The following is a 14,107-nucleotide window of genomic DNA, read 5'->3' as shown; positions in this document are numbered from 1 at the left end:
AACCGAGAATTATTTCACTATATTCAGTTAGTTGCCAAGCCTATTTTCTTACCTTTAAACCCTCGTCCCCTTACTAGGTCAACGCTATTTACAAAGCTTTACATCAACAATAGCAATCTCTACTAAAAAAAGAGTAGAATCAATCTCAAGGTACTAAGCTAAGTATCTATTTTTAACACAAAAACGTTTAACTTCACTGTGGTTTTGCGCCTTTTTGATACACTGTAGTTAAATGGATTGAGGTTATTTAAATGAAAGATAAGTTTACCAGTGAGTTTTTAGCAAACACGGATGATGCACGTTCCGGGAAACTTGTAGATATACAACAGCGGCTTGATGAGTTACAGCAAAATGGTATGACAGCAACGGATATTAGAGCTGTGCTATTCAACAAGATGCTAGATGTTTATCAAGTACCAAGCGATCATTTTCTTCGTGAAATCGACACACCCGATAGAATTGATGACCCTAATATTCTGCTTAAACTCAAACAGCTTGGTTTTACAAAAAAACGTCGATATCAACTTCACTAATAGTTATTAGAAATTAGTGAATATTTTCAGAGGGCCTACCTCCCTCACTAAATAGGCTGTTTCTTGCCCGTCACAGCCTATTTTCTCTCCTTGTTTTACCGTATCATCTCCCTTTTATACAAATCTGAGAATAAGATGGATCCAGCACTACTCAAACGTGCCATAAATACAAAGATGCCCTTTGGCAAGTATGCAGGTCGACCATTGCTGCTCCTACCCGAGCCATATTTAGTGTGGTTTAAACAGCAGGGATTTCCTGAGGGTCAATTAGGGGCACAACTTGCGATGATATACGAAGTAAAACTCAATGGTCTTGAAAAAATGCTAATGCCACTATTAGATGAAAAATAATTAAATTTTTTGAGAACTTTTATAAATTAGTATGGTCTATTACTTTGCTACTTGTTTATTTTTGGTTTTAACCTTTAAAAAGCGCCTCAGGCGCTTTTTTTATATCTGTGACATTTAGTCAAAGTAATAGCCAGTTACTTAAGTAAACATAGTTGTGGCAATAACCCCGCCTTTATAACAAGGTAACAATTACGTCATTGAGTTTTTCGGCCATTGCGGATTGGTATAAGGTTTTTGAGATTTACTTATCTTTAAATAATCGAATAACAAACTTCGCACCACCGAGCGTTGAGTCACACACCTGTAGTTGTCCTCGATGCCAGCTGACAATTTTAGCCACTATCGCAAGCCCTAAACCAAACCCCCCTGTTTTCTTATCACGGCTTTTATCTAATCGTGTAAAGGGCTTTAAGATGCTCTGCCATTCAGACTGAGCAATACCTGGGCCATCATCCTCAACAACTATTTGCACGGCATCTGGGTGTTCTTCAAGTATCAAATTAATTTTATGATGCGCATATTTTTGTGCATTACCGAGTAAGTTTTGAATGCAGCGCGCAATAAAGTGCTCATCACAATTATAATAAAGCTGTGACGGCGCATTAACTGCAATATCAATGTCTGTAGCAAACTCAAGTTTATTTACCACACTATTAACTAATGCGGTTAAATCACAAGAATGGCTTTTTAAACTGGGTTGATGAGAGTCAAGTCGTGCATATTCGAGCATTTCAGAAACCAAGGCTTCAAGCTCAGCAATATCTGCCTGCATATTATCAATATAGATAAACGATTTCTCATTCTCAATTTGTTCCTCTAGCATCGCCACTGCAAACTTTAAGCGCGCAAGTGGTGTTCTAAATTCATGAGAAACAGACGAAGTCAGTTCTTGCTGCGCTGCTAAAAGATATTGAATACGTTCTTGCAACGCATTTAAGGTATCGGTAATGGGAAGAAAAAAGGATTTAGATGCATCTTGTAATTCAAAATCCTGTGCCCCACCCACAGCTTCACATGCAAGCGTTAACTTATTAAAGTCTCGCCAAAGTAAAAAGCTCCATAGCCCAACAGGTAAGCCAATCACAGTTAATAATAAAAAGTAAGGCCAAACGGAACTAAAGCTAGGGTTAGCTACAGATAAAGGGCCTATATGCAACAATTGCGCATCATTCAGTGCTACGTACCAAACTACACGCTGGTCATGATTAAACACATAGAGGTAATGCTTTTCATTGAGTTGCGTTTTCAGGTTTTCAGGAAGGGCAAGATCGCTACGATTGATTATCTCGCTATTAAACTCTTGCTTTAGTTTTGTTAAACCACCTTCTGTTTGACTGAGAAGCCAAAGGGATTTGCCAAATTCTTGATCAAGTGCAATATGTTGCTGTGTGTCTTCATAGGGCCATAACTGTTCTATGACCCCACTAACTAAAAACAGAGAAACTATTATATATAAATATAAGCTAGCAAATAGTTTCCCCATTAATGATTACATGTCCCATGCATCAGATACGAAAAGGTAACCTTGGCCCCAAACAGTTTTGATACGATATGGTTTATCACTATTATCACCTAGTTTCTTGCGGATCCGAGATACGCGAACATCAACGGTACGGTCTAAGCCATCATACTGACGACCAATCATATGTTGATGTACATGTTCACGGCTTAACACTTCACCTGCATTTGAAGCGAGTAACCATAGTAACTCAAACTCATGAGATGTAAGTGTAATTTCGTTGCCTTTAAGTGTAACAATGCGACTGGTTTTATCAATGCTTAAATCACCAAACGTGAGCTCTTCAGGTGCTTTATTTGAAGCTTGGCCTCGGCGCAATAATGCATTAATGCGTGCAAGTAAAACACGTGGTTCTGCTGGTTTAATAACATAATCGTCAGCACCAAGTTCAAGCCCAATCACTTGGTCAAAATCTTCGCCTTTGGCGGTGAGCATTAAAATGGGTAGATTAAATTTATCACGTACTTGACGGCAGACACTAAAACCATCTTTGCCTGGTAACATGACATCTAATATCATTAAATCAACTGGGTTATTCTCTAAATAATCGAATACTTCATCGCCGCGTTCAAGGACCGCAACATCCAACCCATTATGCTGAAGGTAATCCTTGGTTAACTGCTGTAAGCCTAGATCATCTTCAACAAGTAAAATCTTTGCCATTGGTTGCTCCTGAATTAAAAAAAGCTCCACGGTGAGCGCAATCTTCGTCTCTTTGTTTTTGCTTCAGTGCTTTGCACTTCGACTTTTGCGGTTGCAATTTCGCTCCCCGTATGCGGATTGACTAAGGAGTATATTGTTTCAACCTGAACCCGCGCTTTATGGTTTAACACCCCTTTGCGAAGACCTTGCCAGCACTGTATCTGCTGCTCATTTTGGTATAAACACAGATCTTGAGGCCGCGCTATTTGCCAGCTAATTTTTAAATCAAGATCACAAAACTCATGCTGTTGTAGCACAACACACACTTTAGGTGAGATATCAAACTGAGTCGCTTGCGCATGGCTTGGGAACGGCCAAGTAACTACTGCAAACACACACAGACTAAAAACAAAATACTTCATATTAAAAAATATGATTGAATCCTATAAAAGCAGTCATTGAATACGTGTGTTCAAAAAGCGGACTGTCATCCACGGCTGAATAGTCATAATATGCTAAATGAAAACGAAGAGAGTTAGCCTCACTCAATGGCCAACGGGCGTCGATTTTAGCATAAGGTTGCCAACTACTGCCAACATCAATTTCCCCATATGAGGTCTCTTCAGCCGATAAACCATAAAAATAATCATTAAGGCCGGCTGATTTGTACCAAACACCGAGACTTGGTGCAACACTGAGGTTACCTACTTGATAATGAGACTGCCATTGCAGCGCACTTCGCATTCCATTGTAAACACCAGAAACATCCATTAGTGCTTGCACAGAAAAGACGTGGTTATTTTGAATGTAATGATAACTAAGACCTGCATCGAGCGCCCAACGTCGATGGCGAATATCATCAACAGATACTGTTTTACTGCTTAATTCATTGCTGCTTGTTGACTCGACTATAAAGCTACTAGATGAATTTAGCGCAAATACATTGCTTGGATGAAAATCGATAAAAAAGCGAGTTTCGGGGTTAAACTCAGTGACAACATTAAGCACATGAGAGTTACTCTCTAAAAGAGAATAACCTAATCGGCCATTGTCAAAAAACCACTTATCTGCATAGTAGGCAACTTCAGGGAGCAAAACTAAGGGTAAGTTATCGCCACCGTGTAATGGATTTGTAATAGCACCAATACCAGTATTAATACTGATATGCCATTGATTGGTTTCTATTTCTTGGTTTGCCTTGCGGCTTTCACGTTCAGTGCGAGTTGAATCATCAGCATACGCTTGATTCACTAACATGACAGTCAAAGCATATATCGCTGCGCACATCCTGATCGCTTGAGACTTCATTATTGTTGTTACGACCAAAAAGATTTTCTAATAACTGCATACTATCAAGATGTGAACAAACTGTCCTTGCTAGGTTACAACTATTCACAAATTTGATACAAATATCGATAAACTCTGTTTATGCTGGTTACTCTTCGATAATTTCGACGCGGTTTCGGCCATGTTCTTTAGCTAAATAAAGAGCCCTATCGGCAATTGCAATAAGTTGTTCTGGTTGACTATTTTTAGATTTAATCGCAACACCAAAGCTTGCAGTGACGTGTCTTAAGATAGTCTCAGATTTAGGGTCTTTGATCTGTAACTTAGTTATGGCTTGACGTAACTGTTGGGTAAAATTGGTCATATCACTGATTGTGGCAAAATGCGCTGTAAAACAGAACTCTTCTCCACCATAGCGGTATACTTGCCCGACACTCGAGACATGTTTTAATAATTTAGTTGCAACAGCGCGCAATGTTTGATCACCCTTTTGATGACCAAAAGTGTCGTTAAATGATTTGAAATGATCAATATCAACCATAACAAGTACGGCAACCCCAGAAATATCAGGTGCTTGGCAAAACTGAACCACATCTTCGTCAAACTTGCCTCTATTGAACAGCCCTGTCAGGGGATCTCTTTCAGCCTTACTTTGAGATTTAATGAGCTCTTGTTTTAATTCAGTGATCTCTGAGTAAGCATGCGCAAGTTGATTTTGAAAGTCCTGAGCACGATTTTGTAAGGCAGCAGATTTGTCACTCAAACGCTCAACACACAGAAGAACTTCATCAAAGCCACTCTCTTGGCTTATATCGGCCTCATTAAGTTTGTCACGACACTCTTTTAAAACCGAATCAAACTCTGCAGAATAAGTTAGTGCCTCGCTAATATCATGATGGACCTTACCAACAACATCACTAAATCCATCAGATAGTTGATAAAACAAAGCCATGTCATCATTTGAAAGGTATTTGTTAAACAAGTAATTGGCTTGCTCTGTGCTGCAGGTATTATATTTATTGATAATAGTGTCTAATTCTTGACTGAGCTCGTGATTCTTTTCGCTAACATAGCAATACCACAGCGCATAATTGAGTGGCGTAATAGGTATTTTATACTTAACCATCAAAGGGATGGCTTGTTTTAAACAGTGACTTGAAAAACTTAAAGAATGTCCGGCTTGTGCTGACAGGGTCATAAATCTTTGCAATCCTGATATTATTATTTAGATTCACGTTAGCAATCGCTTAAAAAAAATCAATATAAAAACCGCTTGAAGTATAAAAAAACAGCATAAAACACGACATACTTTTTTCTAAACCAATACTAAATAACTAATTTAAAATCCGCCAAACCGCTCACTAACAACTACTTTTCAATTCAATCATCTTAAAATATCAGATTGCCTGTTGTGTCATTGATTGTGCAATACTCCAAATAGCGTTTAAAGCAGGATCATGGCGCTCTTTGTTTAGCACTGCTAAACCTATTTCAAAGCCATCAATACTTTGCTCTGTATCACTAACTATCTGCACCTTGTCTTTTAATGGACTATTATCTAGAACGATTTTAGGAACCATAGCAATACCTAAACCTAAGCTCACCATAGAAACCATTGCTTCGTGTCCTGCCACCTGAGCATAAATACGGCCATGAATATTATTTTTTCGCCACCATTGCTCTAGGCGCTGCCTTGATAAACCTTGCTCAGCAACAATAAATTCTAAAGCAGACCAATCAATTTGCTCAGCACTTGCAAGCTTTTCGCTGATCGGACAGACAATTTTTGGTGCAATTAATACCAAAGGAGAGTAACCAATACTGGTAAAAGCAACTTGCCCAGGTAATTTTGCTGGCTTTGCTGCGATTGCCATTGCTTCATGGCCATCTAATACTCGGTTAATAGCTAACGCGGGATCGCCGGTATTTAAGGTGATCTCTATATAAGGATGCTGCATGCGAAGCTGTTCTAATATTTGATGTAAAAAGCTATACGATGCAGTCACAGAGCAATATATGCTGACATTGCCATAAATATGTTGCTGGGGCTCTTGGACATTTGCTTTAAAACGATGCCAACTGGCCAATGTCGCATTAGCGTACTCAATAAAAGACTCACCTTCTCGTGTTAATTTTACAGAGCGGTTATCCCGGTTAAATAACACCACTCCGACTTCTTCTTCGAGCTGTTTAATATTTCGACTTAACGTAGGCGCACTAATATGACAAAGCTCACTCGCTCTGGCGAAATGTAGCGTCTTAGCTAAAGCCAAAAAGTAATGTAGATGTTTGTGATCCATAAACCCACCATTTCATTTTATGAAACACTTTAATTCAAATATATCATTTTACGCAAGGCAAAAAATTGCATACTGTTAACTCACACAAAGGGCAACAGATTGGCTCTTTGTTTTCTAACAAATTAGTTTTTTATAGGACACTAACAATGGCGAATTATTTTAATACTCTTCCTTTAAGAGAGCAGTTAGCGCAATTAGCGCAGTGTGAATTTATGGATCCTTCAGAGTTCTCTGAAGGCGTTGATGCTTTAAAAGGAAAAAAACTCGTTATTGTCGGTTGTGGTGCTCAAGGCCTTAACCAAGGTTTGAACTTACGTGATTCAGGCTTAGATGTTTCTTATACATTACGTGAGTCAGCTATTGCCGAGCGTCGTCAATCATTCTTAAACGCAACTGAAAATGGCTTTACTGTTGGTACATACGAAGAACTTATTCCAACAGCAGATGTAGTACTAAACCTAACACCAGATAAACAACATACTTCTGTTGTTACTGCAATCATGCCTTTAATGAAGCAAGGCGCAACACTAGCATATTCACACGGTTTCAATATCGTTGAAGAAGGCATGCAAATTCGTGAAGACTTAACAGTTATCATGGTTGCACCAAAATGCCCTGGCTCTGAGGTTCGTGAAGAATACAAGCGTGGCTTTGGTGTACCGACTCTTATTGCTGTTCACCCTGAAAACGACCCTCAAGGTCATGGTCTTGCACAAGCTAAAGCATACGCTGTTGGCACCGGTGGTCATCGTGCAGGTGTATTAAAGTCATCCTTTATTGCAGAAGTAAAATCTGACTTAATGGGCGAGCAAACAATTTTATGCGGTATGCTGCAAACAGGTTCACTACTTTGTTTTGATAAAATGGTCGAAAAAGGCATTGATCCAAGCTACGCATCTAAATTAATTCAATACGGTTGGGAAGTAATCACCGAAGCTCTTAAATACGGTGGCGTCACTAACATGCTTGACCGCCTGTCAAACCCAGCAAAAATAAAAGCGTTTGAACTAGCCGAAGAGCTAAAAACAATTATGCGTCCGCTTTATAACAAGCATATGGACGATATCATCAGCGGTGAGTTTTCTCGTGGCATGATGGCTGATTGGGCTGAAGACGATGCAAAATTACTTGCATGGCGTGCTGAAACAGCTGAAACAGCATTTGAAAAGCAACAAAATACAGATCAAGAAATCAACGAACAAACGTTCTTCGACCAAGGTATTTTAATGGTTGCAATGGTTAAGGCTGGTGTAGAGCTTGCGTTCGAAACCATGACTGCTGCAGGTATTATCGCAGAGTCAGCTTACTATGAGTCATTACACGAAACGCCGCTTATCGCAAATACCATTGCGCGTAAGAAGCTATTCGAAATGAACAGAACAATTTCAGATACAGCAGAATACGGCTGTTACCTATACAACCATGCGTGTTTACCGCTATTACAAGACTTTATGAAAAACATCGACACAGATGTAATTGGTAAAGGCTTAGATACAACAAGTAATCAAGTAGATAACCAAGCATTGATTGCTGTAAACAAAGCTCTACGTGAGCACCCAGTTGAGGTAGTAGGTAGCAAGCTACGTGGTTATATGTCAGCAATGAAGAAAATTGTTTAACCCTGGAAAGTAAGTTTCGCTTGTTAGAAACCAAGCCCAATTGCTAATATGCTTTGGGCTTTTTTTTTTGTTCCTACATTGATTCGTCATCTGCAAAGTATATGCTAAAATTACTGACTTAAATGTTGTAAACTAAGACACTTTCATGGCGTTAAATCAACTCACCATTACTAAAAAGATAACACTGCTTGGCAGTGCAATTGCATTAATTGTTGCCGCTCTCATTGGCGCAACAGCTCTGTACAGTGCAAAACAAATCATCGAACAACGAATGATTGAATCTGAGCTACCTAGCAAGCTGCAAGCAATTGATAATTATATTACTCACAATATAAATCAAATGATCAGCGCCGCTGAGCAACTCTCTAGTAACGAATTTGTATTAGAGTGGGCGCGTTCAGGCAATACTGATGATAAAACACTGCTAAAAGAGCTTAACCGCCTTGTTAAGCAATACGATTTAGCAACCGCTTCTTGGGCTAATCGTGAAACGGCACAATACTGGAATCAAGACGGTTTCTTGCGAGTTTTAACTAAAGATCAAGATGGTTGGTTTTTTGCGTTTACTAACACAACGCAGCCGTTTTCTATTAGTATCTATCAAGAATCACCAACTGATGTGAAAATGTTTGTAAACCACCAGCAAACCAATGGCATTGGTTTAGCCGGCCTTGCAAAAAGCATTGACGATATGCAAGCAATGCTAAAGCGCTTCCAAATCGAAGAAACAGGGTTTGTATTTTTGGCTGACAAAAATGGGTTAATCCAGCTGCATAAAGATGCTGATAAAGTCGCGAAAGCAAAACTTGATAGTATCTACTCGCCGGGTATTACAAACACACTCTTAACAAACCAAGACTTCAACCTACAAGAAATCGAGCTTAATGGTGAAGCCACTTTAGTTGCTGCAAGTCCAATCAAAAATACAGATCTATTTGTTATCGCTCAGGTACCAAAACATGAAGTATTTTCGAGCATTCAAGTTTTACAATGGCAAATTATAAGCTTTGCTATTGTTATTGCACTGATAGCGAGCTTTGCAGGCTTATTATTAGCACGCACACTGTCATCTCCTCTTTCAAAAATGGCCGAACTGTTTACTCGTTTAGGCTCAGGTGATGCTAATTTAGCGTACCGACTACCTGACTCAGAGCAGCCTGAACTTGCTAATTTATCAGCTGGTTTCAATCAATTTATTTCTAAGATAGAAACCGCTATCAGCCAAGTTGCACAAGAAAGTAGCGAAATAAGACAAAGTGCCTCTCATGTTTTTAAACAAGCGCAAAAGAACTCTGAAGCGCTTGATAATCAAAAAGAGCAAACTATTTCTGTTGCTGCTGCTATTAATGAAATGGGCGCAACCGTGCAAGAAATAGCCTCAAGTGCTGCAAATACTGCCAAGTTAACACAAAGCAGCAAAGATAATACTAAGCAAAGCCACACTCAGGTCACACAAAGTAAAGAAGCGATAATAGAACTGGCGACCGATATCGATAATATTACAGAGCAAGTGAATGAGCTGGCACATAAAACACAAGCCATTGCCAGTATCGTTGACTCAATCAGAGGTATTTCAGAGCAAACAAATTTACTGGCTCTTAATGCGGCTATTGAATCCGCACGAGCTGGTGAGCATGGCCGTGGTTTTGCTGTTGTGGCAGATGAAGTAAGAGCACTTGCAAACCGAACTTCACAATCAACAACTGAAATTCAAACCATGATCAGTGAACTAAGTAGCACCTCTGACTCAGTGGTAAATCATATAAATCACTCGAAATCACAGGCTCAGGTTAGCGTTGAAGCAATGCAAAGTTCAGTAGAGTTGCTCAATGCCATTAATGATGCAGCTAATGAAATCAATGATATGGCAACACTCATTGCGACCGCTACTGAAGAGCAAAGTAACGTGGTAGCTGATGTAGGCCGCAACATTGAGCAAATTAGTGATATCAGCGATACCGTGATGCGTGAGCAAATTGATACAGAGCAAGCGATTAAAGATTTAGCAAGTAGCGCACAAACCTTAGATGACCTTGTTGCTACATTTGATAAACGCTGACATGTTTTGTAACAGATAACACTGACCCTTTTTTATTCACGGCCTATACTTAAATAGTATTAGGCCATGAATTTAGAGGGTCAGATGAAAACAATTACCGTTGCTTTAATATCGAGTCTAAGTTTTTTAACCGCTTGCAATAGTACACAAACTAACTTAGTTCCCCCACCACTGTCGTTAACACAAGCCAACGAATTCATTGTATCTGAGGTCGAAAGCCAAGAGCAGATATTTGCATTGACCCCTCAAATTAAAGAGCAGCTCAACACTGCCTTTCCTAAAGAAGCTCGAACGTTACAAAATGCCAAAAAGTTACTTTATTTTTTGCTTAAAAATGGAGACTCGTCACTTTCATATCAATCAGGTGCAACACTTACGGCAGGTCAAAGCTATGCCAATCTAAATGCAAACTGTTTATCGCTATCAATATTAGCCTACAGCTTAGCTGAGCACCTCGGACTCGAAGGGCAATTTCAACAAGTTCATATACCTGAATATTGGGCCCTCAATAACGGCTTTAATTTGCTAACAGGCCACATAAACTTAAAAGTAAAAGAAAGCAACAAAGCATCCGTAAATCATAAGGTGATTTACCCACAAGAACGGGCAATTATTATCGACTTTGATCCGAATAGTCGCCAAGAAGCATTTAGAACGACTAACATTAATAAAGCCCGAATCACCGCAATGTTCTACAACAACAAAGGTGTTTCAGCAATGCTGAAAAATGACTATGACCTTGCTTACAGTTATTATTTAGCTGCGATTAATGCGGACTATAAATACTCTGGTGCATGGGGAAATCTTGGGGTACTTTTTAGGCTTAACAATGATTTTCAGCGTGCAGAAACAGCGTATCAATATGCAATCACCTTAAACTCAGACAACAACACTGCTCTTGGCAATTTAGCTCGGCTTTATAATTTAACTGACAGAGTACAGCAAGGTCGCGAAATTTTAGCTATGCTCGACAAAAAACGCCAAGCAAACCCGTATTATCATATTTCGCTTGGCAATGATGCCTATACAACAAAACGCTATAGAGATGCTATCAAGCATTACAGAAAAGCCCGTGAGCTTGACCCAAAATTACATGATACCGATTTTGGTTTAGCACGAACTTATTATCAACTTGGCGATTTAAAACTGGCTAAAAAATATTTAACCATGGCTAACGATAAAGCTGACTTTGAGGAAGATAAAAAACGCTATGAAAGCAAGCTACGTGCGCTTCGTTCACATACTGCAAAACTGTCTTATCACGACTAGTTTAATTTACTTTTGCTGTTTTCAAGTCAATGCAAGCTCACAGAAACAGCTTGAACACGATATAGCGACTCTTACATCAAACCAGTTTTATGGCCGAAAAACGAATACTGTTGGTGCTAAGAGGGCTGCAGAATATATTACCCAGCGATTTAGTGACCTTGGTTATCAAATTCAACGCCAAGACTTTCACTACTCGGGCACCTTTTACCAGCAACCCCAAGCTAGTAACATTATTGCCGTTCAGCCAAACAGCTGCCAATCGTGCAAATTAATCGTGTTAACCGCACATTACGATCACTTAGGTTTACAAGGCAGTCGTCTTTACCCTGGAGCTAATGATAATGCCAGCGGTGTTGCAGCCCTTCTTTATATAGCAGCCATTTTTGCTGAGAAAACATCCCCATATAAGCTTGTGTTTGTTGCTACAGATGCAGAAGAAAATGGCTTACATGGTAGTGATTATTTCGTTTCTACATTAAATCCTAGCGACGTAAAGCTGAACATTAACTTAGACATGTTAGTGGTTAATCAGCACAAACCGCGTATGATCGCATTTTTAAATCATCAATCGCAGTACAAAAACGCCATAAACTCACTGTCTGACGAGAAAATACGGTTTATAGCAACAAGTTCTTCGCACTATTTAAACCGTTTGTTTGATTTAAAAGTTAACTGGCTTAAGGCAAGTGACCACTACTCTTTTGCTAAAGCTGACATTCCTTATATTTACTTTGGTATGGGTGACGATAAGCACCATCATCAAAGCACTGATACAATTGCACACATCAATTTCGATTTATATGAACACGCTATTCAAAAAATAGCTGAATTTATGGACAAGCTAACCGACTAACTTAGTAGTTAATTTAGATGTGGCTACAAACTGTATTTTTTGCGCCTTAGTGAGCTTTTTTACGCGACACTCCAATTTACTTGCCTCACTGCGACTACCCACTTGTTGTTGGTAAATTAATTTAAGCGGCCCTTTGCCTTTTAAATTTTTCGCACCTTTGCCAGCTTGGTGGGCTTCAAAACGTTTTTGTACATTGGTACTGATCCCCGTATACCAATGCCCTAAACGAGTCTGAACAATATACAAATGCCATGAAGCATCTGAGTTATCGCTGTTTTTTATTGGATCGAGTAAACTTTCTGTATTATCTGTGGTCAAATTTATGCCTCGTGATTGTTAATCGCATTTCAGTAAAAACAATTACTGAAAAGGGTTTTACCTTCTGTGACTAATCGGTATCATGCAGTGTATAAAAAATAAGGATTCAAACAAATAATGCAGTCGTTTAAAACTTTTTCTTTTTGGTTAGTACTTACCCTTACTTTAAGTGCTACAGCAGGGTGTTCAAGCTGGGTTTACCGTATCAATATTCCACAAGGTAACTTTTTAGAGCAATCTGACGTTGATAAACTTCGCATCAATATGACACGCGAACAAGTTCTTTATGTACTTGGTAAACCAGTAGCTGAAGATTCATTCGACAATAATACATGGCATTATCTTTATGTATTTAATATTGGTCGTAGTAACGAACAGCGTAAATCACTAACGCTTAACTTTGAAAACGATAAACTGGTTTCACTTTCAGGTGATTATGAACAGCCAAGTGAATTCAATACACCGCTCGAGCAAGAGTAACGAATCACACTTAACAAAAAGGGTAGCTTAGCTACCCTTTTTGTTATGCTTTATTTAAAGGGCGACCGCCCGTTACTTTGTTTGCTCGGCCTTCTTCTTTTGCTTTTTCTGCTCGGCGTCTGCGTGCATCTTTTGGATCTGCAATTAATGGGCGATAAATCTCTATTCTGTCGCCATCCTTAACCTGCTGATTTAATTTGCAGGTTCGATTCCAGATCCCTAATGTTAAATTGTTAGCATCGATTTCAGGACATTTGTCAAAAATACCTGACTTTATCACCGCCTGCTCTGCACTAGTCCCTACCGGTACTTCAACAAGTAAACTTGTCGCTGTGGTAGGTAGCGCATATACAACTTCAACAGTAATCATGTGCGTGCTCCGTAAACAGTTTTCGCGCGCTGAGTAAACGCATTCACCATATTTTTAGCAACTTCGTTAAATATTTTACCAAAAGCAAGCTCAATTAGTTTACTGGCAAATTCAAACTCTAAATGTAAGTGCACTTTGCATGCTTGCTCATCTAGAGGTAAAAACTGCCATTTACCCTGTAGCTTTTTAAACGGCCCATCCACTAAGCGTAGCGTAACCGTTTGCTCATCTATAAAGGTATTTTCGGTGGTGAACCACTTTTTCAAACCTGCTTTCGAGATCTCTAAGCTGGCTGTCATGCCGCTAGTTTGTTGTGCAATTATCTTCGCATCAGAGCAATGCGGCAAAAACTCTGGGTACGCATCTACATCGTTCACAAGATCAAACATTTCTTTACTGCTGTACATTACCAGCGCACTTTTTTCTATCTGCGGCATATTCACTCCCAACTGTGTCGGCGAATTTTAGCAAGCTTTGGCTATTTCCCCAAATTTTAGTAGCGTGAAA

General features: G+C 39.3%; 16 protein-coding genes. 7 read left to right on the top strand and 9 right to left on the bottom strand.

Annotated elements, in window-relative coordinates; translation table 11 throughout:
* Nucleotides 1-251: 251 nt before the first annotated feature.
* Both AAEU31_RS02120 and AAEU31_RS02115 read left to right on the top strand, forming a co-directional pair.
* Complete coding sequence (locus tag AAEU31_RS02120) at nucleotides 252-533, top strand: hypothetical protein (RefSeq protein ID WP_135924067.1); 282 nt, start codon at nucleotides 252-254, stop codon at nucleotides 531-533.
* A gap of 135 nt (nucleotides 534-668) precedes the next feature.
* Nucleotides 669-884 (top strand): DUF3820 family protein, encoded by a 216-nt coding sequence (locus tag AAEU31_RS02115; protein ID WP_138556978.1) that lies wholly within the window; start codon nucleotides 669-671, stop codon nucleotides 882-884.
* Between the two features lie 241 nt (nucleotides 885-1,125).
* On the opposite strand, the gene AAEU31_RS02110 is transcribed toward AAEU31_RS02115, so the two are convergent.
* From AAEU31_RS02110 to ilvY, 6 genes are all read right to left on the bottom strand, one after another.
* Nucleotides 1,126-2,367 carry an ATP-binding protein gene (locus tag AAEU31_RS02110; RefSeq protein ID WP_421966265.1) on the bottom strand — a complete coding sequence of 414 codons (1,242 nt, stop codon included), beginning with the start codon at nucleotides 2,365-2,367 and terminating at the stop codon, nucleotides 1,126-1,128.
* 6 nt (nucleotides 2,368-2,373) lie between these two features.
* Entirely contained in the window at nucleotides 2,374-3,066 is a 693-nt protein-coding gene (locus AAEU31_RS02105; RefSeq protein WP_135924064.1) for a response regulator, read from the bottom strand.
* Between the two features lie 14 nt (nucleotides 3,067-3,080).
* The gene (locus AAEU31_RS02100; RefSeq protein WP_421966264.1) at nucleotides 3,081-3,467 is read right to left on the bottom strand and encodes a DUF3019 domain-containing protein; all 387 of its coding nucleotides are present in this window, start codon (nucleotides 3,465-3,467) and stop codon (nucleotides 3,081-3,083) included.
* 1 nt (nucleotide 3,468) lies between these two features.
* A complete protein-coding gene (locus AAEU31_RS02095; RefSeq protein WP_421966263.1) occupies nucleotides 3,469-4,302 on the bottom strand; it encodes a MipA/OmpV family protein in 834 nt (277 codons plus the stop codon).
* 178 nt (nucleotides 4,303-4,480) lie between these two features.
* Complete coding sequence (locus AAEU31_RS02090; protein WP_135924061.1) at nucleotides 4,481-5,530, bottom strand: GGDEF domain-containing protein; 1,050 nt, start codon at nucleotides 5,528-5,530, stop codon at nucleotides 4,481-4,483.
* Nucleotides 5,531-5,729: 199 nt separating this feature from the next.
* Nucleotides 5,730-6,632, bottom strand: coding sequence for an HTH-type transcriptional activator IlvY (gene ilvY / locus AAEU31_RS02085; RefSeq protein WP_421966262.1), 903 nt, complete (start codon nucleotides 6,630-6,632; stop codon nucleotides 5,730-5,732).
* A 146-nt stretch (nucleotides 6,633-6,778) separates the two neighbouring features.
* Between ilvY and ilvC the strand changes: the two genes are divergently transcribed.
* The 4 genes from ilvC (at nucleotide 6,779) to AAEU31_RS02065 (ending at nucleotide 12,432) form a co-directional block, all read left to right on the top strand.
* Nucleotides 6,779-8,251, top strand: coding sequence for a ketol-acid reductoisomerase (gene ilvC / locus AAEU31_RS02080; protein ID WP_135924059.1), 1,473 nt, complete (start codon nucleotides 6,779-6,781; stop codon nucleotides 8,249-8,251).
* 145 nt (nucleotides 8,252-8,396) lie between these two features.
* The gene (locus AAEU31_RS02075; protein WP_421966261.1) at nucleotides 8,397-10,310 is read left to right on the top strand and encodes a methyl-accepting chemotaxis protein; all 1,914 of its coding nucleotides are present in this window, start codon (nucleotides 8,397-8,399) and stop codon (nucleotides 10,308-10,310) included.
* A gap of 84 nt (nucleotides 10,311-10,394) precedes the next feature.
* Nucleotides 10,395-11,579 carry a tetratricopeptide repeat protein gene (locus AAEU31_RS02070; RefSeq protein WP_235403608.1) on the top strand — a complete coding sequence of 395 codons (1,185 nt, stop codon included), beginning with the start codon at nucleotides 10,395-10,397 and terminating at the stop codon, nucleotides 11,577-11,579.
* Nucleotides 11,521-12,432: a M28 family peptidase gene (locus AAEU31_RS02065; RefSeq protein WP_421966260.1), complete on the top strand. Its 912-nt coding sequence runs from the start codon at nucleotides 11,521-11,523 to the stop codon at nucleotides 12,430-12,432. The genes AAEU31_RS02070 and AAEU31_RS02065 overlap by 59 nt, the downstream gene beginning before the upstream one ends.
* On the opposite strand, the gene AAEU31_RS02060 is transcribed toward AAEU31_RS02065, so the two are convergent.
* Nucleotides 12,421-12,750 (bottom strand): GIY-YIG nuclease family protein, encoded by a 330-nt coding sequence (locus AAEU31_RS02060; protein ID WP_421966259.1) that lies wholly within the window; start codon nucleotides 12,748-12,750, stop codon nucleotides 12,421-12,423. The two genes, AAEU31_RS02065 and AAEU31_RS02060, sit on opposite strands and share 12 nt — an antisense overlap.
* 117 nt (nucleotides 12,751-12,867) lie before the next feature.
* On the opposite strand from AAEU31_RS02060, the gene AAEU31_RS02055 reads away from it, so the two are divergent.
* A complete protein-coding gene (locus AAEU31_RS02055) occupies nucleotides 12,868-13,230 on the top strand; it encodes an outer membrane protein assembly factor BamE (protein ID WP_421966258.1) in 363 nt (120 codons plus the stop codon).
* A gap of 43 nt (nucleotides 13,231-13,273) precedes the next feature.
* On the opposite strand, the gene AAEU31_RS02050 is transcribed toward AAEU31_RS02055, so the two are convergent.
* A complete protein-coding gene (locus AAEU31_RS02050; RefSeq protein ID WP_135924053.1) occupies nucleotides 13,274-13,600 on the bottom strand; it encodes an RnfH family protein in 327 nt (108 codons plus the stop codon).
* Nucleotides 13,597-14,037 carry a type II toxin-antitoxin system RatA family toxin gene (locus tag AAEU31_RS02045; protein ID WP_135924052.1) on the bottom strand — a complete coding sequence of 147 codons (441 nt, stop codon included), beginning with the start codon at nucleotides 14,035-14,037 and terminating at the stop codon, nucleotides 13,597-13,599. Before AAEU31_RS02045 ends, AAEU31_RS02050 begins: the two co-directional genes overlap by 4 nt.
* Nucleotides 14,038-14,107 lie beyond the last annotated feature (70 nt).

Origin of the sequence: Pseudoalteromonas thalassia (genome assembly GCF_049257215.1) — a bacterium.
GTDB classification, from domain to species: domain Bacteria; phylum Pseudomonadota; class Gammaproteobacteria; order Enterobacterales; family Alteromonadaceae; genus Pseudoalteromonas; species Pseudoalteromonas lipolytica_C.
Note: the sequence above shows the minus strand (reverse complement) of the source record. Positions and strands in the feature narration are given on the sequence as shown.